We start from the raw sequence: 21,756 nt of genomic DNA on the forward strand, positions 1-21,756 counted from the left end.
GCCGGTCCGGTCCGCGGTCCGGCCCCGGACCGCCGGGTGCCCCTCGGGCGCGCGATCACAACTACCGTCGACCGTCCGTGCCGCCGCACGCGGCAGCGGTTTCGGGTCACGCATCCCTGGATGTCTGACGCACCGTCAGATAACGTCCCCCCGCACACCCTGCCCGGCCAAGGCGAAGGGGACCCACCATGCCCGTCACGGTCGTACGTTTCAACCTCGTCGAGCCCGACGCCGCACCCGCGTCGCTGAGCACCCGCTATCGGGCCGCCCTGGAGATGGCCGCGTACGCCGACGAGCGGGGGGTCACCACCGTCCAGACGGAGGAACACCACGGGGTGGCGAACAACTGGCTGCCCTCGCCGTTCGTCTTCGCCGGAGCGGTCTTCGGCGCGACCCGCAGGCTCGCGGTGACCGTCTCCGCGGCGATCGGCCCGCTGCACGATCCGCTGCGCCTGGCCGAGGAGATCGCCGTACTGGACCTGCTCAGCGGCGGCAGGCTGGTCACCGTCGCCGGGATCGGCTACCGGCCCGAGGAGTACGCCATCTTCGACGTCGACTGGAAGGCACGCGGCAGGCTTCAGGACGAGCTCCTCGAGACCCTGCTGAAGGCGTGGACCGGCGAGGAGTTCCCGTTCCGCGGCCGTACCGTGCGCGTCACCCCGCGCCCGTGCACCGAGCCCCACCCCCTGCTGCTCGTCGGCGGCTCCTCGAAGGCCGCGGCCCGCCGCGCCGCCCGCCTCGGCCTCCCGTTCTTCCCGAGCGCCCACCTGCCGGAGCTGGAGTCGTACTACAAGGAGCGGCTTGTCGAGTACGGCACCGAGGGCTGGACGATGATGCCCGCGGCCGAGACCCCGCTGCTGCACATCGCGGAGGACCCGGACCGGGCGTGGGCCCTCTACGGCCGGCACTTCCTGCACGAGGCGCGCACATACGCCTCCTGGCAGTCCGGCGGCGTCCGCTCGGCCGTGAAGTCGGCGGCCACCACCGTGGAGGAGCTGCGGGCGGAGGGCGTCTACCGCATCCTCACCCCCGACGCGTGCGTGGCCCTCGGTCTGGACAACCACGTTCTGCACCCGCTGTCCGGCGGGATGCCGGTGGACGAGGGCTGGCGCAGCCTGCGTCTGTTCTGCGAGAGCGTGCTGCCGAGGCTGGAGGACTGACCGTCTGTGGTCGCCGGGCCCCGGTGCGGCCGGGCGGACCCGTCCGTACAACGCGCCGCCCGGCTCGGGCAAGGGCCGAGCCGGGCGGCGACGGGGTTCGAGGAGAGGGGCAGCGGGGACTTGGCCCTTCTCCTCGAGCTCGAAGCGATGGGTCAGCCCATCTCCTCCAGCGCCTTGCCCTTCGTCTCCTTCACGAACTTCAGGACGAACGGGATGGAGAGCGCGGCGAAGACCGCGTAGATCACGTAGGTAACGGAGAGGTTCCAGTCGGCCAGCGACGGGAAGCTCGCGGTGATGGCCCAGTTGGCGATCCACTGGGCGGCGGCGGCCACACCCAGGGCGGCGGCGCGGATCCTGTTCGGGAACATCTCGCCGAGCATGACCCAGACGACCACGCCCCAGGACAGGGCGAAGAAGAGGACGAACACATGCGCGGCGACCAGGGCCACCCAGCCCTGGGTGCTCGGGAGCCTGCCGTCGACGAGGTGGGAGGAGAACGCCCAGGCCTCCAGGGCGAGGCCGACCACCATGCCGACCGAACCGATGATCGCGAGCGGCTTGCGGCCGATGCGGTCCACGAAGATCATCGCGATCACGGTGCCGACGATGTTGATGATCGACGTCGTGAACGAGTAGAAGAAGGAGTCCGCCGGGTCGACGCCGACCGACTGCCACAACGTCGAGGAGTAGTAGAACGCGACGTTGATGCCGACGAACTGCTGGAAGACGGACAGACCGATGCCGATCCAGACGATCGGCTTGAAGAAGAAGCCTCCGCCCAGCAGGTCCTTGAAGGCCGACTTGTGCTCGCTCTTCATGGCGTGCTCGATCTCGGCGACGCGGGCGTCCAGGTCGGCGTTCTTGCCCTCGACCTCGGCGAGGATCTCCCGGGCGCGCTCACGCCTGCCGACGGAGAGCAGGAAGCGCGGGGACTCGGGGATGGCGAAGGAGAGCAGACCGTACAGGACGGCCGGGACGACCATGACGCCCAGCATGACCTGCCAGGCCTCCAGGCCCATCAGCTTGCCGCGCTGGTCGCCGCCCGCGGCGTTCAGCAGACCCCAGTTGACCAGCTGCGAAATGGCGATGCCGACGACGATCGCCGCCTGCTGGAAGGAGCCGAGCCGGCCGCGGTAGGCCGGGGGAGCGACCTCGGCGATGTAGGCGGGGCCGATCACGGAGGCCATGCCGATCGCGAAGCCGCCGACGATGCGCCACAGGGCGAGGTCCCACAGCGCGAAGGGCAGCGCGGAACCGACGGCGCTGACGGTGAAGAGGACGGCGGAGATCTGCATGCACCGGATGCGGCCGATGCGGTCGGCTATGCGGCCGGCGGTGGCGGCACCGATGGCGCAGCCGATCAGGGCGACGGCGATGACCTGGGCCAGCGCGGCGGACCCGATGTCGTACCGGGTCCGGATGGCCTCGACGGCGCCGTTGATCACGGAACTGTCGTAGCCGAAGAGGAAGCCGCCCATCGCGGCCGCCGCCGCGATGAAGATGACGTGCCCGAGATGATCGGGGTGAGCCATCCCGGCTCCTGGCTTAGGCGCCTGCGCTGTGCTGGTCACGTGTGTAACTCCTCGGGCCACCGGCAACGTCGCCGGGGGTGGGGGGTGAGCCCTGTCAGGTAGCGAGACCTGAAGGTAAAAGCAACGTTGCAGAGACTATGCCTTCAAGTTTCGAAGTCAATAGTCGGGTAGCTGTGAATTTTTACCCCGGGAGTGTGCCCATAGCGTTCAGTAGTTGAACTCAACGCGTCATACGCGGAGGACCGTTGCAGGTCGCACCCGGCTAGCGCAGCCGCTGGGAGATGACCTTCGACACACCGTCGCCCTGCATGGAGACGCCGTACAGCGCGTCGGCCACCTCCATCGTGCGCTTCTGGTGCGTGATCACGATCAGCTGCGAGGCCTCCTGCAGCTCCTGCATGATGCGGATCAGCCGCTGCAGGTTGGTGTCGTCGAGGGCGGCCTCGACCTCGTCCATGACGTAGAAGGGGCTGGGACGCGCCTTGAAGATGGACACGAGCAGCGCGACGGCGGTCAGCGACCGCTCGCCGCCGGAGAGCAGCGAGAGCCGCTTGACCTTCTTGCCCGGCGGCCGCGCCTCGACGTCGACACCCGTGGTGAGCATGTTGTCCGGGTCGGTCAGCACGAGCCGCCCGTCGCCGCCGGGGAAGAGCCGACTGAAGACGCCCTCGAACTCTCGTGCGGTGTCCCGGTAGGCCTCGGTGAAGACCTGCTCGACGCGCTCGTCGACCTCCTTCACGACCTGAAGCAGGTCGGCACGGGTCTTCTTGAGGTCCTCGAGCTGTTCGCTGAGGAACTTGTGACGCTCCTCCAGCGCCGCGAACTCCTCCAGCGCGAGCGGGTTGACCTTGCCGAGCTGCTGATAGGCGCGCTCCGCGGCCTTAAGCCGCTTCTCCTGCTCGCCGCGGACGAAGCGGCGCGGCTGGTTGCGCGGGTGCTCGGGGTCCTCGGGCAGCTCCTCGCCCTCGGCGGGCAGCGACGGCGGTACCGGCTGGTCAGGACCGTAGTCGGCGATCAGCCCGGCCGCCTCGACACCGAGTTCCTCCAGCGCCTTGGTCTCGAGTTGCTCTATGCGCAGCCGCTTCTCGGCGCCGAGCACCTCACCGCGATGGACGGAGTCCGTGAGCTTGTCGAGCTCGGACTTCAGGTCGCGGCCCTCGGTGCGGGCGGTGGCGAGCTCCTGCTCGCGACGGGTCTTGGCGGCGTCCGCGGCGGTGCGCTCGGCCTCCGCCCGGCCCAGGGAGATCTCGACATGTGCGAGGAGCTGCCGGGCGCCGGAGGCGACGGCCTCCGCGACGGCGGCCTCGTGCCGCAGCCGGGCCCGGCGCTGTTCGGCGCGGGCGCGGGCCTCCCGTTCGGCGCGGGCGGCCCGGTCGAGGGAGTCGGCGCGTCCGGCCAGCCCCTTGACCCGCTCCTCGTGCGTACGGACCTGGAGCCTGGCCTCCATCTCGGTCTGACGCGCGTTCGCCCCGTCGGCGGCGAGCCGGTCCCGCACGGAGGTGTCGGGCTCCTCCTCCACCGGCATCTCCTCGGCGACGGCGAGCCGCTCGGCGAGTTCCTCGACCTCTCCCAGAGCCTTCTCCAGGGCCTCCTGCGCCCGGGCGGCGGCCGCGGTGGAGCGCTCGGCCTCTCCCGCGGCACCGCGTGCCTGGCCGGCCAGCCGCCCGAGCTGCTGGGCGACGGAGGACCTCTCGCGCTCGGCAGCGCGCCGGTGCTCCCCCACCTCGTCGACGAGCGCGGCGCACTCCCTGCGCCGCTCGCCCGCCTGCCGCTGCTCCTCGGTCAGCTCTTCGCATCTGACAGCGAGTTCCTCCAGCTCGGCGGCGGCCTCGTCGACGGAGGCCTGCACCTCGAGCAGACTGGGCGCACCGGCGGAGCCGCCGTGCGCGAAATGCGCCCCGAGGAGATCGCCCTCGGCGGTGACGGCGGTCAGATCGGGCCGCCTGTGGACGAGCTCCTCGGCGTCCTCGAGGCTGCCCACCACGACGACGCCGCGCAGCAGCCGCCGCACGGCGGACATCAGCTCGGCGGGACCACGGACCAGATCGGCCGCGTGCACGCCCCCGGGGGCGGGTTCCTGCTCCGGTACGTCGTCGGGGGCGCCGCTCAGCAGCAGGGCCGCCCGCCCCGCGTCCTGCTTGCGCAGCAGCCGGATCGCCTCGGCCGCGGCACCCGGTGTGGTGACCGCGACGGCGTCCGCGGCCGCACCGAAGGCGGCCGCGAGCGGCACCTCATGCCCCGGGGTCACGGAGAGCAGCTCGGCCGCGGGACCGAGCAGACCGGTGAGACGGTCCTTCGCGTCGAGCAGGGCGCCCGTGCCGTCCTTGCGGCGCAGGCCCAGGGCGAGCGCCTCGTGGCGGGCCGCGACCGCGGCGCGCCGGCGTTCGGCGGTGGTGGCCGCCTCGCGAGCGGCCGACAGGGCGGCTTCCGCACCGGCGAGGGCCTGCTTCGCTGCCTCGTGCTGCTCGGCCAGGTCGGCGTCATCCGCGTCGAGGCCGTCGACCTCGGCCTTCAGCGTCTCGTACTCCTCCTGGGCGACGGCGGCGCGTTCCTGTGCCTCGTCCCGGGCGGCGGCGAGGCGGTCGATCTCGGCCTGCGCGGAGGCGGCCCGCGAACGGGCCGCGTTGACCTGGCCGTTCAGCCGGGCGAGGCCCTCACGGCGGTCGGCGATGGCGCGGGCCGCGTCCTTCAGCCGCCGCTCCTCGATCGCGAGTTCGCGCTCCAGTTCGGACCGGTGCGCGACGGTGTCGTCCAGCGCGCGCTCGGCCGCCTCGAGGGCGGCCTCCAGTTCGGCCTCCTGCTCACGAATGCGCTCCGCCTCGCGCTCCATGTCCTCGGGGTCGCGTCCACGCCGTTCCTCCGGGGGCGCCGAGGTGGCGCTCTTCACCCGGGCGTCGGCGAGCGAGATCGTGCCGCGCACCCGCTCCGCGAGCTGCGACAGCTCGTACCAGGTCTGCTGGGCGCGCTGCAGACGCGGCGTCAGCTGCCGGACCTCGTCCTCCAGGAGCGCCTCGCGCTGCAGTGCCTTCTTCAGTTCGGCCTCGGCGGCCTCCTTGCGCTCCTTGAGCGCCGCCTCGTCCGCGATCTCGGCCTTGAGCCCCTCCCTCAGCCGTACGAGATCGTCGGCGAGCAGCCGCAGCCGGGCGTCCCGGAGATCGGCCTGGATCACCGCCGCCCGGCGGGCGACCGCCGCCTGCCGTCCCAGCGGTTTGAGCTGGCGGCGCAGTTCGTCGGTGAGGTCCTGGACGCGGGCGAGGTTCACCTGCATGGCGTCCAGCTTCCGGAGGGCCTTCTCCTTGCGCTTGCGGTGCTTGAGCACGCCCGCGGCCTCTTCGATGAAGGCGCGGCGGCCCATGGGATCGGCGTGCAGCACGGAGTCGAGCTGGCCCTGGCCGACGATCACGTGCATCTCGCGGCCGATGCCGGAGTCGGAGAGGAGCTCCTGGATGTCGAGCAGACGGCACGTGTCACCGTTGATCTGGTACTCGCTGCCGCCGTTGCGGAACATGATCCGCGTGATGGTGACCTCGGCGTACTCGATCGGGAGGGCCCCGTCGCTGTTGTCGATGGTCAGTGAGACCTCGGCGCGGCCGAGCGGGGGGCGCCCGGTGGTGCCGGCGAAGATGACGTCCTCCATCTTGCCGCCGCGCAGCGACTTGGCCCCCTGCTCGCCCATGACCCAGCTGAGCGCGTCCACGACATTGGACTTGCCCGAGCCGTTCGGGCCCACCACACAGGTGATCCCCGGCTCGAACCGGAGCGTGGTGGCCGAAGCGAACGACTTGAAGCCGCGAAGGGTCAGGGCCTTGAGGTGCACGCCGCTGGACTCTACCTTCCGCCCGGTATCTCACTCCATGAACCCGCGGTTTCACCCGTGAACGCGCAGGGCACACCATCCGTTAAGAAGACTGAAGGGGTGTACGGGGGCAAGAAAGAAGGGACGCCGAGGCGTCCCTTGCAACTCTGACAACTGAGCGGTTGATAGGGGCTGCCCAACCACTGCGGGTGCCTTCGTGGAGCGATGCAGTGATCAGGTGAGCGCAGGCTCCGCCTGGTGTGCGTCGACGCTCTCCATGATCCTGTCGTGAGAAGCGGCAGCCGTCAGCGCGTCGTTCTCCGCCTGGATCCGTCCGAGCTCGGACTCGAGCTCCTGGACGCGCTGCTGGAGCCGTCGCATCTCGGCGAGGAGTCGCGGGTCGGAGCCGCCGACGTAACCGAGAAGCGCCTTTGCCATGATGGATGGTCCTCCACACTGAGTGACCGACCGATGCGGTGTGGGTCGTGAGGGATTCGCACCCGCGATGCTTGGCACTGTTGAGTTCTGCGCCGTTCTTACATGCCAAACAGCTAAGGTGCGCGGGGCTTTCAGCGTCTCACCAAAAAGTTTGACGGTCAACACGATCACACCCTGCGTCGGGGGCGACCCGTGCGCGCGCTCCCCCGGGTGGGTGACGCTGCGGCTCCCAAGGGCCCCTGCGGGTGTGGAGATCATCCTTATCTGCGGAGCCTGCCACGCCCGGCGTTTCTTGGCAACCACCAGGCTCTTTCTGCTTCGGGCAGGTACCAGTGGCATGTCCGTCCGCTTGTGCGGGACGGTCACCCGGTCATGGCTCAGCGAATCGCGAAGCCCTCGTATCCGCCGCGCGGGGTGTCCCAAATCTCAGTCACTCCGTCTACACGCCCGGGTGTGTCGTCGCCCCGGAGCCAGCCCAGCAGGACCTCGCATCCGTGCCGCGACCCCTCCGCCACCACCTGGACCCGACCGTCGTCGAGATTGGAGGCGAAGCCGCGCAGGCCACCGATCTCCAGCGCCTTGGCCCGCGTGTACCAGCGGAAACCCACGCCCTGGACACGTCCGCGCACCCATGCCACAAGCCGCGCTTCGTCGTTCATGGGTGCACGCTAACCGGCCAATGTCACTGTGGGCACTTCCTCCCCTTGCGCCATGCGGTAGCGTCCCCATCCATATGAAGCTCATGTGAAACTCACTCGATCGAGTGAGTTGCGCTGACCGCAAGACCAGGAAGGCCAGCAGATGGGACGCCACCGACGCTCCGCCGCCGGACGCGCCGCCACGGGGGGCCGCGCCACCGAAGTCACGCAGAAGCACCAGATCTCCACGGAGGATTACGGGCCGGAGAACCTGTACGGCTTCGCCGCGGTGCTGGAAGCGGATCGGCTCGCGACCCGCTCGCACCGCAGGAAGAAGGCCGCGACCCCGGTGCGCACGGGTCTGCTGGGAGTCTCCGCGGCCGTCGCGCTCGGTACCGTGGCGGTCGCCGCCGGGGTGCTGCCGGGCGCCAAGCAGTTCACCGTGAGCGGGGACGCCGGTGGCCCGCAGGCGGGGGGCGCCGCTCCGTCCGGCTTCGCGACCGAGCAGGGCGGCACGAGCGGCAGCGCCGACGACCGCGGGTCCACCTCCACGAGCCGCGACGACGACCGCGCGGCCGCGCCGACCACGCCGCCTCCGTCCACCTCGGCCGCCCCCTCGGCGCCGGCCGAGGAGCCCTCGAAGGCACCGGCTCCGACCGCGACGAAGACGGCGACGGCCGCGCCTCCGGTGCAGCAGGAGACGACCGAGCCGCAGACCACGCCTCCGGCGAAGGTGACCGCCGAGGGAGCGGCCGCGGTCGCGGTCCTCAAGCTGGTCAACGACGAGCGCGCCAAGGTGGGCTGCAGCCCGGTGACCCCGAACGGCCCGCTGAAGAAGCTGGCGGAGGGGTTCAGCGAGGCCATGGCGGCGCAGGGCTTCTTCGACCACACCGACCCCAGCGGCCAGGACCCCTGGGACCGCGCCGCGGCGCTCGGCATAACCGACCTGGGCGGCGAGAACATAGCCCGCGGCCAGGCGACCGCGCAGGACGTGATGGTCGCCTGGATGAACAGCCCCGGCCACCGGGCGAACATACTGAACTGCGACTTCCAGACGCTGGGCGTGGGAGTGCACTTCGGGGACGGCGGCCCTTGGTGGACGCAGGACTTCGGTTACTGAGAACCCCGCAGATCAGTCGGCTGAGTTCCGTCCTGGGACGTGACCGGGCCGTCAGTCGTGGGTTCTCCCTCCGAGAGGTCGCGATCCACTGCGGTCCGGGGCAGGGTGCCGCTCGACGGCATCCGGTGTGACCCCACCCTGTGCACTGTCCCTTGGTTAGCGCACTCTGTCGGTTAGTGTCGTGGTGGCGTACGCTGCGGGCATGACCACGGCGCAGGAGCGGGACCTCCCGTACGACGTCTTCTCCAAGACGTGCCCGTCACGGGGCACGCTGGAACACGTCACGGGCCGCTGGGGGGCACTGACGCTCGGAGCCCTGCACGAGGGCTCGCTCCGGTTCAACGAGCTGAGGCGGCGGGTCGACGGGGTCAGCGAGAAGATGCTGTCCCAGACCCTGCACGCGCTGGAGCGCGACGGCCTCGTGCACCGCGAGGCCCGGCCCACGAACCCGCCACGCGTCGACTACGAACTCACGCCGCTCGGCCACGAGGTCGCCGAGCGTCTGCTGGCCCTCATCCGCTCCCTGGAGGGGCACATGGACGAGGTGCTCGCCGCCCGTCACCGGTACGACGAGAAGCGGGACGGCTAAGGGTCCGTCGTTCGGATCAGGTCGGCGGCGCGGTGCACGGCACGCTCATCCCACGGCGTCGCGGCTACAGCACGGCCCTCGGCGTCCGCTGGCAGGTGGGGCAGAAATAGCTGGAGCGGTTCATCCAGGGGCGGCGGCGCATCGGTGTGGTGCAGCGCCGGCAGGGCTCGCCCTCCCGGCCGTAGGCGTCCAGCGACCGGTCGAAGTAGCCCGACTCCCCGTTGACGTTGACATAGAGACTGTCGAAGCTCGTGCCGCCCACGGCGAGCGCGGCGTTCATCACGTCCCGTACATGGCCGAGGAGTTCGGCGGTGCGCGGCCGGGTGAAGTTCGCGGTGGGGCGCTCGTAGTGGACGCGGGCGCGCCACAGCGCCTCGTCCGCGTAGATATTGCCGACGCCGCTGATCAGCGACTGGTCGAGCAGGGCCCGCTTGATGGTCGTGCGCTTGCGGCGCAGCGCCCCGTGGAAGGCCTCGTCGTCGAAGAGCGGGTCGAGGGGGTCGCGGGCGATGTGCGCGATGACGTCGGGCAGCCCGTCGGCGCCGGTGTCGTGCAGTGAGAGACCGCCGAACGTCCGCTGGTCGACAAAACGCAGCTCGGTGCCGACGACGTCGTCGAAGCGGAGGCGGACGCGCAGGTGCTTCTCCTGCGCGGCCTCCTGCGGCTGGACAAGGAGCTGACCGCTCATTCCGAGATGGGCCAGGATCGCGGTGCCGGTGGTCTCCACCGGGATCCAGAGGTACTTGCCGCGCCGGCTCGGTGTGCCGAGGAGCTGTCCCTTCAGCCGGTGCGCGAAGTCCTCGCCGCCCGCGATGTGCCGGCGCACGGCGCGCGGGTGCAGCACGTCCACGTCGGCGACGGTCCGGTGGGCGACCCAGCGCTCCAGGCCTCGCCGCACGACCTCGACCTCGGGCAGCTCGGGCACGGTTCCTCCGGAAGGGTGGACAGGGACGACGTCCGCAGGGTACCTCGTGATCACGGGCCTCCGGCGGGCTCCGGCCGGCCGTACCGACAGCGGTGAACCAGCCGCCCTACGACGCGGACCCCGCCCGGCGGATGCGCCGGGCGGGGTCCGTGAAGATGAAGGATTCAGGCTGTGGCCGGATCGCCCGCCGGGGCCGAAGCAGTGCCGGGGCCCCCGTCGGGGGACTCCTTCGCCTCGGCCTCCGCCTTGGCCCGCTCGTCCGCGGCCGTGCGGATGGAGCGCCAGGCCGACTCCGCGGCCTGCTGCTCCGCCTCCTTCTTGCTGCGGCCGGTGCCGGTGCCGTACGAGACGCCTCCGACGCGGGCGGCAGCAGTAAAGGTCTTCTCGTGGTCCGGGCCGGTCTCCGTGACCAGGTACTCGGGCACGCCGAGCCCCTCGGTCGCGGTGAGCTCCTGGAGGCTGGTCTTCCAGTCCAGGCCGGCACCGAGATTCGAGGACTTCTCGATCAGCGGATCGAACAGGCGGTGCACCAGCTCCCCCGCCGAATCCAGGCCCTGATCGAGATAGACAGCGCCGATCACCGCTTCAAGGGTGTCGGCCAGAATGGAAGCCTTGTCCCTGCCGCCCGTGCCCTCTTCACCCCGGCCGAGCCGGATGAAGGAGCCGAGGTCGAGCCCACGACTCACCTCCGCAAGCGCACGCGAGTTGACCACCGCGGCCCGCAACTTGGCCAGCTGGCCCTCGGGCAGGTCCGGGTGGGTCCGGTACAGCGTGTCGGTGACGACGAGGCCGAGCACGGAGTCCCCGAGGAACTCCAGTCGCTCGTTCGTCGGCAGACCGCCGTTCTCGTACGCGTACGAACGATGAGTCAGGGCACGCACCAGAAGGGCGGACTCGACCTTGTAGCCGAGCCGCCCTTCCAGAAGCGTGTGGGACGAGGCTGTGTTCTCCGCCTTTTTCTTGGCGTTTGGGTCCGCCTTGGCGTCAGACATCACACCTCTCACCAGCCGCTCAGACCTCGAGGACCTGGCGCTTGTTGTAGGTGCCGCACGACGGGCACGCGATGTGCTGCTGCTTGGGCTCGTGGCAGCGCTCGCACGCAACCAGAGTGGGGACCGCAGCCTTCCACTGCGACCGGCGGTGGCGCGTGTTGCTGCGCGACATCTTCCGCTTCGGAACAGCCACGGCTACTTCTCCTGCTTCTCGTCGACGCCCGCTTCGGCGCCGCTCATCTCGTCCTTCTCGCCGTCCGTCATGGTGCCGGCGAGTCCCTGCAGTGCCGCCCAACGGATGTCGACGGCGTCATGGTGGTGGTCCGGGTCGTCCGCGAGCCGCACTCCGCACTCGGAGCACAGGCCCGGGCAGTCTTCCCGACACACCGGCTGCATCGGCAGTGCGAGCACCACCGCATCGCGCAGCAGAGGTTCGAGGTCGAAAAGTCCGTCCTCGAGGAAGAACCTGTCCTCGTCGTCCTCGGCGTCGTCGCCCGGCTCCGCGATCACACGGCCCCGGTCGTCGGCGTCAGGGTACGAGAACAGCTCCTGGAAGTCCGCTTCGAGCTCCAGCCCGAGCGGCTCCAGACACCTTACGCACTCCCCCTCGGCCGATGCACGGGCGGTGCCTGTGACGAGCACCCCTTCCATGACCGACTCGAGTCGGAGTTCGAGCTCCACCGGGGCGCCTTCCGGCACTCCGACGACCCCTTGGATACCGAGGTCCTTCGGAGCCTCGATCGTCTTGGTCAGGCGCTGCAGCGCACCAGGACGCCGCCCCAGCTCGTGCGTGTCGAACACGAGGGGCTTGCGGTGGTCGAGGCGGGCGTTCAGGGCCGTTCCTGCTTTCGGTCTTCTGACTCCAGGGGGTGCCGCTCCGCCATCCGCGGGCAGCTCTGATCGCGAACGGTACGCGCGACCGAAGAGCCAGGATACTGGACCTATCGCTCACGGCCCAATCCGGTGTTCGTGACCCTCCCTGATCCCGCCCGCGGGGGACGGTCAGTGACCGCCGCGCCCCTGTTCGTAGGCACGCAGCTGCTCGGCACTGATCATGCCGGTGTCGAAGAGGCTGGTCTCGTCCAGGACGTCGGGCTGGGCGTATCCCTGGTCCTGCTGCTGCTGGCCGTACATGGCCTGCTGGTCGTACCCCTGCATCTGCTGCTGCTGGTAGGCGGCGTACGGATCGGCCTGCTGGTAGCCGTAGGCGTCCTGCTGGGCGTACGTCTGCTGATAGCCGTACTGGTCCGTCTGCTGATAGCCGTACGGGTCCTGCTGCTGCGCGTATGCCGGTTCGGCCTGCTGGGCGGGGATCTCGGGCGCCTGGGCGGGGGCGGCCGGGGCCTGGGCCGGGGCGTCCGACAGGGCCGCGAGGTCGGCCAGGTAGTCGGCGTCGCTGGAGTGCTGGACGGTCCTCGGGTCGTCGGCGAGCGCGCCGAGGTCGTCGGTGGCGATCCGGCCGTGCAGCTTCTGGCGGCCCTTGCCGACGGCGTCCAGGGTCTTGGCGAGGACGGCCTCGAAGGCGCCGAGCTTGGTGTCCACGTAGGCGTCGGCGTCACGGCGCAGGGTCTCGGGGTCGTGGCTGCGCTCGGGGGCGTCCTCGTCCTCGTAGCCCTGCTCGTCGAGACCGGGACCGGTGCCGAGGAGCTTCTCCCGCCCGCGGCCGACCGAGCCGAGCGTCTTCGTGAGGACGACCTCGAAGTTGGCGAGCTTGGAGTCGACGTAGTCGTCGGCCTCGGCGCGGACCTCCTCGGCCTCCTGGCGGGCCTCGGTGAGGATGCGCTCGGCCTCGTTCTGGGAGCGGCGGGCGACCTCGGTGTCGGAGATCAGCGAACCGCGCTCGGCGTGCGCGCCCTCGATGATCCGCTCGGCCTCCTGCCGGGCCCGCTCGACCAGGTGCTCACGGTCGCCGATCAGCTCCTGGGCCTCGGCCAGGGAGTCGGGCAGCGCCGCGCGTACCTCCTCGAGCATCGAGAGCAGCTCGGCGCGGTTGACCACGCACGAGGCCGACATGGGCATCGACCGGGCGCCGGAGACCACCGAGACGATCTCGTCGAGCTTCTTCTGCACGTCCACCGTGTGCTCGCCACTCTCTACAGCTGTGATGAAGACGGACGGTTCGACTCTACGACCACTTCCGCCCCGACCGACACCGAGTGACGGACTGTCAGGTTCCGCAGAGGGCTCCGCGGCCTCGCTCAGTCCTTCCTGAGGCGCTTGTCCAGGGCTTCCAGAACGGCCGGGGGCACCAGGTGGGAGACGTCTCCGCCCCAGGCCGCCACCTCCTTGACCAGCGAGGAGGACAGGAAGCTGTAGGTGGGGTTGGTGGGGACGAAAAGGGTCTCAACGCCGGACAGGCCGTTGTTCATCTGGGCCATCTGGAGTTCGTAGTCGAAGTCACTGACGGCGCGCAGACCCTTGACGATGGCGGGGATGTCGCGCTGCTTGCAGAAGTCGACGAGGAGGCCGTGATGGGACTCCACGACGACGTTCGCGTAGTCGGCGGTGACCTGGCGGATCAGCTCGATCCGCTCGTCGACCTCGAAGAGGCCCTTCTTGGACTGGTTCACCATCACCGCGACATAGACCTCGTCGTACAGCCGGGACGCACGGGCAATGATGTCGAGGTGTCCGTTGGTGATCGGGTCGAACGACCCGGGACAGACGGCGCGGCGCACTTGTGATCCCTCGCTCTCCGGTCCGGTCATCGTGCGTCTTCGCACGTAGAGGCGGCGCGACCGTACCAAAAGGTCCCCTCGCCGTAACGACGGGCCCGGACCGCTTCGAAGCCGTCCGGCCACCGGAATTCCCCGCCTCTGGTGCTGCGCTCCACGGTGACGACGGCTTCGGCCCCGAGCCAGCCCCCGGCGCGGAGTGTGAGCAGAATCTCGCGAAGATCGTCGTCGGAGACCGCGTACGGCGGGTCCAGGAAGACGATGTCGTACGGCTGAGCCGGCGCCGGGCTGTGGATGATCTGTTCCGCTTTGCCCGCCCTGACCTCGGCGCCCGGCAGCCCGAGCGCCTTGACGTTCTCACGGACGGTACGCACGGCCCGGGCGTCGGCCTCGACGAGCAGGCTGTGGCCCGCTCCTCGGGACAGCGCCTCCAGACCGACGGCTCCCGACCCGGCGTACAGGTCCAGGACGCGCTCGCCGGCCAACGGACCGCCGAGCAGCGACTGCCAGGTGGAGAAGAGGCCCTCGCGCGCCCGGTCGGACGTGGGACGGGTGCCGTTCCCCGGCGGGACGGCCAGACGGCGTCCGCCGGCCCGGCCGGCGATCACGCGGGTCATCTCTTCGGTCCTTGTCGGTGTGGGGGTCGGTGCCCTGCGCCATATGCGGGGTGTTTTCCTCCAGTCTCGCAGCCCGGGCGACGTCGCCGCTCGGTCACCCCTTGTCCAGGTACTGCTCCCGGTCCTCGTCGAGCAGGGCGTCCAGTGCCGTGCGCAGACCGGGCAGGCGCTCCAGCTCCGGGTCGGCGGCCACCACCGCGGCGGCCTCCTCGCGGGCCTCCGCGATGATCTCCTCGTCGTCGATGACGGCGAGCACGCGCAGCGAGGAGCGGGCGCCCGACTGGGCCTGGCCGAGGACGTCGCCCTCGCGGCGCTGTTCGAGGTCGATGCGGGAGAGCTCGAAGCCGTCGAGGGTGGAGGCCACGGCGTTCAGCCGCTGACGTGCGGCGCTCGCCTCCGGCATGTCGGTGACCAGGAGGCAGAGACCGGGCGCCGAGCCACGGCCGACCCGGCCGCGCAGCTGGTGGAGTTGGGAGACCCCGAAGCGGTCGGCATCCATGATCACCATCGCGGTGGAGTTCGGGACGTTCACGCCGACCTCGATGACCGTCGTGGCGACCAGGACGTCGGTCCCGCCGGCGGCGAACCTGCGCATCACCGCGTCCTTGTCGTCGGGCGGCATCCGGCCGTGCAGCACCTCGACCCGCAGCCCCTGGAGGGGGCCCTTCGCAAGTTGCCCGGCCACGTCGAGGACGGCGAGCGGGGGGCGCTTCTCCGCCTCGTCCTCCGGCGACTTCCGCGCCTTCTTCGGCTCGTCCTCGTCGTCCCCGATACGGGGACACACCACATACGCCTGGTGGCCGTTCCCGACTTCCTCGCGCACGCGTTCCCAGGCGCGCGCAAGGAAGTGCGGCTTGTCGGCCGACGGGACCACATGGCTGGCGATCGGGGAACGGCCGGCCGGAAGCTGGTCGAGGACGGAGGTCTCCAGGTCGCCGAACACGGTCATGGCGACGGTCCTCGGGATCGGCGTGGCCGTCATCACCAGCAGATGCGGCGGTTGCCTGCCCTTGCCGCGCAGCGCGTCCCGCTGCTCGACGCCGAACCGGTGCTGCTCGTCCACCACGACCAGCCCGAGATCGTGGAACTGCACCTTGTCCTCGATCAGCGCATGGGTACCGATCACTATCCCGGCCTCTCCCGTGACGAGGTCGAGCAGCGCCTGCCGCCGCGCCGCCGCCCCCATCGAGCCCGTCAGCAGCACGACCTTGGTGGCCTGCTCAGAGCCGCCCAGCATCCCGCCCTCGGCCAACTCCCCCATCATCTCGACGATCGACCGGTGGTGCTGCTGGGCGAGCACCTCGGTGGGCGCCAGCATGGCGGCCTGACCGCCCGCGTCGACGACGGCGAGCATGGCGCGCAGCGCCACCAGGGTCTTTCCCGAACCGACCTCCCCCTGGAGCAGCCGGTGCATGGGGTGTTCGGTCGCCAGGTCGTCGAAGATCTCCCGCGAGACCTTCTGCTGGCCCTCGGTCAGCGTGAAGGGGAGGTCGGCGTCGAAGGCCTTCAGCAGGCCGTCGGACGCCGGCACCCGGGCCACCGCGGGCAGTTGCGCGTCCGCGTGGCGTCGGCGGGCCAGGGCGACCTGGAGGACGAAGGCCTCGTCCCACTTGAGGCGGTTGCGCGCGTCGGCGATGTCCGCCTTGGTGTGCGGCCGGTGGATCTTGAGAAGTGCCTCGGGCAGGGGGACCAGGGAGCGGCCCTCGCGCAGCGCGTCCGGCAGCGGATCGAGGGCCTCCTGGGCACTCGGCAGCACCGTCTGGATCGACTTGGCGATCTTCCAGGACTCCAGCTTGGCGGTGGCCGGGTAGATCGGGATCAGCGCGCCCGCCCAGCTGTCCACCGTCTCGGCCACATCCTCGCCGCGCAGCAACTCGTAGGCCGGATGAGCCAGTTGCAGTCGGCGGTTGAAGACGGAGACCTTGCCCGCGAACAGTGCCCGGGTGCCCGGCAGGAGTTCCTTGTGGGGCTTGTGCACGCCGTTGCCGAAGAAGACCAGTTGGAGGCGGCCGCTGCCGTCGGTGATCGTCACCTCCAGGCGCTGGCCCTTGCCGCGGGGCGCCTTGGCCGAGGCGAAGGTGTGCAGTCGGGCGTCGGCGACCTGGGCCACCACCGTGACGTGCTCGTCCATGGGGAGATCGGCGAGGTGGGTGAGCTGACCGCGCTCCTCGTACCTGCGCGGATAGTGATGGAGCAGGTCTCCGACGGTGTGCAGGCCGAGGTGCTCGGCCATCACCTTCGCGGTGGCGGGGCCGAGCACCTTGTTCAGCGGTTCTTCCAGTGCGGGCACGAGATCCATTGCACACCACCTCACTGACATCGCCGTATAGGTCTCGCAAATCTGCTGGTCAGCGGGGTGGCTCGCGGCCTAGGATGACCCATCTTCCGGCTCGCCCCGCGGTCGCCGCCCCACCGGGACCGCCCGACCCCGCGCCGTCGTCAGTCCCCCACCCTCGGCGCTGTGACGATGGACTCCCAGACCTCGCAGTCATCCCAGGCACCTCAGTCACCTCAATCACCTCATACGTTCCAGGTCGACCTGCGCGGTCTGGTGGACCTGCTCTCCCATCACCTCTACTCGAGTCCCAAGGTCTATCTGCGCGAGTTGCTGCAGAACGCCGTGGACGCCATCACCGCCCGCCGTGCCGTGCAGCCCGACGCTCCGGCCAGGGTCCGGCTGCACGCGGACGGCACCGGTCTGCGTATCGAGGACTCGGGCATCGGGCTCACCGAGTCGGACGTGCACGGTCTCCTCGCCACCATCGGGCGCAGTTCGAAGCGGGCCGACGGCATCCAGGAGGTCCGCTCCGACTTCCTGGGGCAGTTCGGCATCGGTCTGCTGGCCTGCTTCGTCGTCGCCGAGCGCATCCGGGTGGTCAGCCGCAGCGCCCGGACGCCGCAGGCCGCGCCCGTGGAGTGGACGGCCCGCGACGACGGTTCCTACGTCGTACGCACCCTGCCCGACGACGCCCGGCCCGAGCCCGGCACCACCGTGTACCTTCAGGCGCGTCCCGGCGCCGCCGACTGGCTCTCCCCGGAGCGGGTGCACGCCCTGGCGCGGGACTTCGGTTCGCTGCTGCCCTACGACGTCCGGGTCGGCGACGAGGCGATCACGGACCTGCCGGCGCCGTGGGACCGCGGCTATCCGTCCCCGGCCACCCGCAGGGTGGCCCTGGCCCGCCACTGCCACGACCTGTTCGGTTTCACCCCGCTGGACTCGATCGACCTGGACGTGCCGCTCGCCGGGATCCGCGGCGTGGCGTACGTCCTGCCGACCGCCGTCAGCCCGGCCCAGCGGGCGAGCCACCGGGTGCATCTGAAGGGCATGCTGCTCACCGAGCGGGCCGAACAGCTGCTGCCCGAATGGGCGTTCTTCGTCCGCTGTGTGCTCGACACGGACAGTCTGCGGCCCACTGCCTCGCGCGAGTCCCTGTACGAGGACGAGACGCTGGCGGCGGTGCGCGAGGCCCTCGGGGAGCGCATCCGGTCCTGGCTGACCCGGCTCGCGGCCGGTGACCCGGAGCGTCTCGCGGCCTTTCTCTCCGTGCACTACCTGGGTGTGAAGTCGCTGGCGCGGCACGACAAGGAGATGCTGCGCACGATGCTGCCGTGGCTCCCCTTCGAGACGACGGACGGACGGCTGTCCCTGGAGGAGTTCGCACAGCGCCATCCGGTCGTGCACTTCACCCGGACCGTCGAGGAGTACCGCCAGGTCGCCCCGATCGCCTCGGCGCAGGGCGTCGGCGTGGTCAACGGCGGCTACACGTACGACAGCGAGCTGGTGGAGGCGCTGCCGTCGGTGCGCCCGGGGACGGTGGTCGCGGAGCTGGACGCGGACACCGTCACCGCTCACCTGGACACGGTGGACCCCGGCGAGGAACTCGCCCTGTCGGCGTTCCTCGCGGCCGCTCGCGCCAAGCTCGACCCGCTGGGCTGCGACGTCGTGCTGCGCGCGTTCCATCCCCTCTCGGTGCCCGCGCTGCACCTGGACGACCGGGCGGCCCGGCACGAGCAGGCGCGCGCCGACGCCGAGGAACAGGCCGACGACCTGTGGGCGGGCATCCTGGGGTCGCTGCGCGGCAGCGCGCCCCGGGCCCGGCTGGTCCTCAACCACATCAACCCGCTGATCCGCCGGATCGGTTCCCTCCAGGACCCGGAACTGATCGGCACCGCCACCGAATCCCTCTACGGACAGGCCCTGCTGATGGCCCAGCGTCCTCTTCGGCCCGCCGACTCCGCACTGCTGAACCGCGCCTTCATCGGCCTCCTCGAATGGGCCACCCACACCGACTTCCCGGAGGGCGGCTCCCGATGAGCCAGGTCATGGATTTCGAGTCGCTGCGCCAGGCGATGGCGGACAACTACGAGCAGCCGGAGGGTCCGGCGCGCAACGGGCGCGCCGAGCAACTGCTCGTGGAGGCGGAGAAGCTGAACATCCCGCTGGCCGTGATCGAGGCGCTCGGACACCAGCTGAAGGTCTACAACTACAGCTCCGAGAAGGACAAGATGTTCGTCCCGTTCGCGCGCCTGCTGCGCATGTGGGACGAGCGCCCGGAGGACTTCGACGCGTACGAGACCCACACGCTGCACTGGGTCTTCAAGTGGATGTCGGCGGGCATGCTCGGTCAGCCGCATATCCCCCTCGCCTCCATGGAGAAGTGGCTCGGCGAGATGGAGCACCGCTACCGGCTGGCCGGGCACTCCGAGCGTGCGGTGCGCAGCGCGGAGTTCAACATCGCCGCGCACGTCGGGGACACCGGGCGCGCCGATCGGGCGTACCGGGCCTGGCTGGCGGCCGACCGCGACGACATGGCCGACTGCCACGCGTGCGAACTGCACGACCAGGGGTGGTGGCAGGCCCACAAGGGCGACGACGAGCAGGCGCTGCGTCTGTGGCGGCCGGTCCTGGAGGGCGAGCACGTCTGCGCCCACGAACCGCACGCTGTGCTGGCCTCCTCCCTGGTACCGCTGCTGCGGCTGGGCCTCCTGGACGAAGCCCGGGCGCACCACCTGCGCGGCTTCCGGCTCGTGCGGGCCATGGAGAGCATGCGCAGCGCCTACGCGGACCACGTGGAGTTCTGCGCGCTGAGCGGCAATGAGGCGCGCGGCCTGGAACTGCTCGCCGAGCGGCCCGCGTACTTCACGGACTCCGGGGAGCCGCGCAGCAGGCTGGACTTCATGGCCGTGACGGCCCTGCTGATGGACCGGCTGGTCGAGCGCGGGTTCGGCGACCGGGCGGTGCCGGGCCCCGCGGGCCGGGAGTGGACCGCGAGACATCTCGCGGCCCACGCGCGCGGGGAGGCGCTGGCGCTCGCCGGCCGCTTCGACGCGCGCAACGGGACGTCCTACGTCACCGGGCGCACCCGGGAGCGGATGGACCGGCGCCCGCTGGTGGAACGGCTGCCGCTGGGTGTGCGCGCGGCCCGCCCGGCGCCCGTGCAGGCCCGGCCACCGGCCGCCCCGAACCGGGAGCGGGACCTTCCGGATCTGCTCGCCGAGGCCCGGCGCCTGTCGGAGGCACTGCACCCGGACGCCATGGACGCATGGGCGGAGGTGGCGCGGGCCGCGGAGGGCCGGGAGCTCGACGCCCGGGACCGCGCGGACCTCGTCGACCACGAGGCGATGAGCATGGGTCCGGAGGGCGCCGAGTCGTTCGACCGGGCGGCCGAGCTGTTCGCCGAGGCCGGCGACCCCGGCGAGGCACTGGCGGCACGCACGCGCGCGGCGTACGTCCGCGCCCTGACGGGGCACACCGACGAGGCACTGGAGACGATCGGCCGGTTGCGCGAGCAGGCGCTCGCCCTCCACGAGTCGGGCGGCACGGGCGTACGGCAGACGGCGTCCGTGCTCGTGGGGCGCGCCCGCGTCCTGATGCACCGGTTGCGCGAGGACGAGGGCTCCGCATCGGCCGCCGAGGAGGCGGCGCGGGAGCTGCTGGCGTTCGCCGGGCCGCACACCGCGCAGGTACGCCTCGCGTCCCGGGCCGCCGAGGCGAAGGCCATGCTCGGGGAGCTGGCGGTGCACGCCGGTGACGCCGAGAGCGGTGCCCGGCTGCTGGCGCAGGCGGCCGGGGAGTACGTGGCGGCGGGCCTGCCCTGGTTCGCGGTGGACCACGAGGTGCGGTTGTCCCGGACGGCCCGGCAGCTCGGCGACGCGCAGACGGCGCAGGAGGCGGCCCGCGCGGCGCTCGAGCACGGGCAGGGCGTTCTGGAGCCCGTCGCGCAGGCCCGGCTCCATCTGGAACTGGCCGAGGCGGTCGGGACGTCCGGCGCGTTCGCGGAGGCCGCCGAGCACGCCCTGGAGGCGGCGCACTGGGCGGACGAGGCGGGAGAGGCCTCGACGCTGGGCGCGTGGGCACGGCATCTGCTGGGCGGATTCCTGCTCCGCCAGGGGCGCTTCGCGGAGGCCGCCGAGGTGCTGGAGTCGGCGCTGCCCGATCTGACCGCCGAGACCCACGGCGACGGGGCGATCGTGCAGACGCAGTGGTGGCTCGGCGACTGCCTCACCGAGTTGGGCGAGCACCGCGCGGGGGCCGAGCAGTGGCTTCGGGCCGCGGAGATCGCCCGGCACTGGCCGGAGCAGCGGGACCACGCGATGCTGGCCCACCTGGCCGCCGAGGCGCTCGGGCGGGCCGGGCTGCCCGCGGAGGCGGACCGGGCGTACGCCCGCGCCGTCGACCTGTGGCGCGAACTGGGCAACACACACGGCCTGGTGCGCGGTCTGCGGGCCCGCGCATGGCTCGCCGCCGAGGGGGAGGCCGACCTCGACACGGCACGGGAGCTCATGGCGCAGGCGGCACGGGAGTGCGCCACTGCGGCCGGCGCCGCCGAGGACACCGAGGCGCGTGACCGTCTGACCGGCGAACTCGGTCATTCACAGCGGCAGTTCGGTGAGCTGATCGCCCGGTCGGTCGATGACGGCGCCGGCGAGGAGGCGGTGCGCGTGGCCTTCACGGAGGCGCTGGCGCACTTCACGGAGGCGATCGCGACCTTCACGTCCCTGGGCGCGGACACCCTCAACGCCCGTACCGGCGCGGAGTTGGCGGCGGGCTGGCTGGAGGCCGACCTCGGTCGCCCCGACGCGGCGTCGGCACGCGCGCGTGCGGTGCTGTCGGCGTACGGGAGTGCCGACGGCGAGGAGACCGCCCGGGCACGGCGGGCGGAGGCCGAGCGGATGCTCGAGCTCATGGAGGAGCACCGGAAGCGATGAGGTGCGCCGGGCGCCCGCTGCTACGGGCGGGCGCCCGGCGTCACCCGGCCGGGAACCCGGCTCCC

At 71.2% G+C, this 21,756-nt stretch carries 17 protein-coding genes; 5 read left to right on the forward strand and 12 right to left on the reverse strand.

Going from position 1 to position 21,756, the window contains the following annotated elements; translation table 11 throughout:
- The first annotated feature begins 188 nt into the window (after positions 1-188).
- Positions 189-1,160, forward strand: a complete 972-nt coding sequence (locus RCR19_RS11165; protein WP_331265003.1) for an LLM class flavin-dependent oxidoreductase — start codon at positions 189-191, stop codon at positions 1,158-1,160.
- A gap of 152 nt (positions 1,161-1,312) precedes the next feature.
- On the opposite strand, the gene RCR19_RS11170 is transcribed toward RCR19_RS11165, so the two are convergent.
- From RCR19_RS11170 to RCR19_RS11185, 4 genes are all read right to left on the reverse strand, one after another.
- Positions 1,313-2,731: a sugar porter family MFS transporter gene (locus RCR19_RS11170; protein WP_331265004.1), complete on the reverse strand. Its 1,419-nt coding sequence runs from the start codon at positions 2,729-2,731 to the stop codon at positions 1,313-1,315.
- Positions 2,732-2,954: 223 nt separating this feature from the next.
- Complete coding sequence (gene smc, locus RCR19_RS11175) at positions 2,955-6,509, reverse strand: chromosome segregation protein SMC (protein ID WP_331265005.1); 3,555 nt, start codon at positions 6,507-6,509, stop codon at positions 2,955-2,957.
- 213 nt (positions 6,510-6,722) lie between these two features.
- Positions 6,723-6,926: a hypothetical protein gene (locus tag RCR19_RS11180; RefSeq protein WP_059131751.1), complete on the reverse strand. Its 204-nt coding sequence runs from the start codon at positions 6,924-6,926 to the stop codon at positions 6,723-6,725.
- A 377-nt stretch (positions 6,927-7,303) separates the two neighbouring features.
- Positions 7,304-7,585, reverse strand: coding sequence for an acylphosphatase (locus RCR19_RS11185; protein ID WP_331265006.1), 282 nt, complete (start codon positions 7,583-7,585; stop codon positions 7,304-7,306).
- Positions 7,586-7,727: 142 nt separating this feature from the next.
- On the opposite strand from RCR19_RS11185, the gene RCR19_RS11190 reads away from it, so the two are divergent.
- Entirely contained in the window at positions 7,728-8,684 is a 957-nt protein-coding gene (locus RCR19_RS11190; RefSeq protein WP_331265007.1) for a CAP domain-containing protein, read from the forward strand.
- A gap of 202 nt (positions 8,685-8,886) precedes the next feature.
- Positions 8,887-9,273 carry a helix-turn-helix domain-containing protein gene (locus tag RCR19_RS11195; protein ID WP_331265008.1) on the forward strand — a complete coding sequence of 129 codons (387 nt, stop codon included), beginning with the start codon at positions 8,887-8,889 and terminating at the stop codon, positions 9,271-9,273.
- A gap of 64 nt (positions 9,274-9,337) precedes the next feature.
- Here RCR19_RS11195 and mutM read toward each other — a convergent pair whose 3' ends face one another.
- From mutM to recG, 8 genes are all read right to left on the reverse strand, one after another.
- Positions 9,338-10,198, reverse strand: a complete 861-nt coding sequence (gene mutM / locus RCR19_RS11200) for a bifunctional DNA-formamidopyrimidine glycosylase/DNA-(apurinic or apyrimidinic site) lyase (protein WP_331265009.1) — start codon at positions 10,196-10,198, stop codon at positions 9,338-9,340.
- A gap of 164 nt (positions 10,199-10,362) precedes the next feature.
- Positions 10,363-11,190, reverse strand: a complete 828-nt coding sequence (gene rnc / locus RCR19_RS11205) for a ribonuclease III (protein ID WP_331265010.1) — start codon at positions 11,188-11,190, stop codon at positions 10,363-10,365.
- Positions 11,191-11,209: 19 nt separating this feature from the next.
- Positions 11,210-11,383, reverse strand: a complete 174-nt coding sequence (rpmF, locus tag RCR19_RS11210; protein WP_003951102.1) for a 50S ribosomal protein L32 — start codon at positions 11,381-11,383, stop codon at positions 11,210-11,212.
- 2 nt (positions 11,384-11,385) lie between these two features.
- Positions 11,386-12,024 (reverse strand): YceD family protein, encoded by a 639-nt coding sequence (locus RCR19_RS11215; RefSeq protein ID WP_331269410.1) that lies wholly within the window; start codon positions 12,022-12,024, stop codon positions 11,386-11,388.
- A gap of 168 nt (positions 12,025-12,192) precedes the next feature.
- Positions 12,193-13,266, reverse strand: a complete 1,074-nt coding sequence (locus RCR19_RS11220) for an ATP synthase F0 subunit B (RefSeq protein WP_331265011.1) — start codon at positions 13,264-13,266, stop codon at positions 12,193-12,195.
- Between the two features lie 122 nt (positions 13,267-13,388).
- Positions 13,389-13,868, reverse strand: coding sequence for a pantetheine-phosphate adenylyltransferase (coaD, locus tag RCR19_RS11225; protein WP_063805791.1), 480 nt, complete (start codon positions 13,866-13,868; stop codon positions 13,389-13,391).
- A gap of 26 nt (positions 13,869-13,894) precedes the next feature.
- Positions 13,895-14,482: a 16S rRNA (guanine(966)-N(2))-methyltransferase RsmD gene (gene rsmD, locus RCR19_RS11230; protein ID WP_059131740.1), complete on the reverse strand. Its 588-nt coding sequence runs from the start codon at positions 14,480-14,482 to the stop codon at positions 13,895-13,897.
- Positions 14,483-14,576: 94 nt separating this feature from the next.
- On the reverse strand, positions 14,577-16,781 hold the full coding sequence (gene recG, locus RCR19_RS11235) for an ATP-dependent DNA helicase RecG (RefSeq protein ID WP_331265012.1): 2,205 nt from the start codon (positions 16,779-16,781) through the stop codon (positions 14,577-14,579).
- Positions 16,782-16,949: 168 nt separating this feature from the next.
- Here recG and RCR19_RS11240 point away from each other — a divergent pair, with 168 nt between their 5' ends.
- Positions 16,950-18,797, forward strand: coding sequence for an HSP90 family protein (locus tag RCR19_RS11240; protein ID WP_331269411.1), 1,848 nt, complete (start codon positions 16,950-16,952; stop codon positions 18,795-18,797).
- Entirely contained in the window at positions 18,794-21,691 is a 2,898-nt protein-coding gene (locus RCR19_RS11245; protein WP_331265013.1) for a tetratricopeptide repeat protein, read from the forward strand. The genes RCR19_RS11240 and RCR19_RS11245 overlap by 4 nt, the downstream gene beginning before the upstream one ends.
- Positions 21,692-21,756: the final 65 nt, after the last annotated feature.

Origin of the sequence: Streptomyces sp. WAC07094 (genome assembly GCF_036320405.1) — a bacterium.
Classification (GTDB): Bacteria; Actinomycetota; Actinomycetes; order Streptomycetales; family Streptomycetaceae; genus Streptomyces; species Streptomyces lannensis.

Excerpts from the sequence above, each read along its gene's own strand:
- RCR19_RS11240 (WP_331269411.1), top strand. The coding sequence starts at position 16,950 with ATGGACTCCCAGACCTCGCAGTCATCCCAGGCACCTCAGTCACCTCAA.
- recG (WP_331265012.1), bottom strand. The coding sequence starts at position 16,781 with ATGGATCTCGTGCCCGCACTGGAAGAACCGCTGAACAAGGTGCTCGGC.
- RCR19_RS11190 (WP_331265007.1), top strand. The coding sequence starts at position 7,728 with ATGGGACGCCACCGACGCTCCGCCGCCGGACGCGCCGCCACGGGGGGC.
- RCR19_RS11165 (WP_331265003.1), top strand. The coding sequence starts at position 189 with ATGCCCGTCACGGTCGTACGTTTCAACCTCGTCGAGCCCGACGCCGCA.
- RCR19_RS11180 (WP_059131751.1), bottom strand. The coding sequence starts at position 6,926 with ATGGCAAAGGCGCTTCTCGGTTACGTCGGCGGCTCCGACCCGCGACTC.
- RCR19_RS11195 (WP_331265008.1), top strand. The coding sequence starts at position 8,887 with ATGACCACGGCGCAGGAGCGGGACCTCCCGTACGACGTCTTCTCCAAG.
- RCR19_RS11245 (WP_331265013.1), top strand. The coding sequence starts at position 18,794 with ATGAGCCAGGTCATGGATTTCGAGTCGCTGCGCCAGGCGATGGCGGAC.
- rsmD (WP_059131740.1), bottom strand. The coding sequence starts at position 14,482 with ATGACCCGCGTGATCGCCGGCCGGGCCGGCGGACGCCGTCTGGCCGTC.
- RCR19_RS11185 (WP_331265006.1), bottom strand. The coding sequence starts at position 7,585 with ATGAACGACGAAGCGCGGCTTGTGGCATGGGTGCGCGGACGTGTCCAG.
- rnc (WP_331265010.1), bottom strand. The coding sequence starts at position 11,190 with ATGTCTGACGCCAAGGCGGACCCAAACGCCAAGAAAAAGGCGGAGAAC.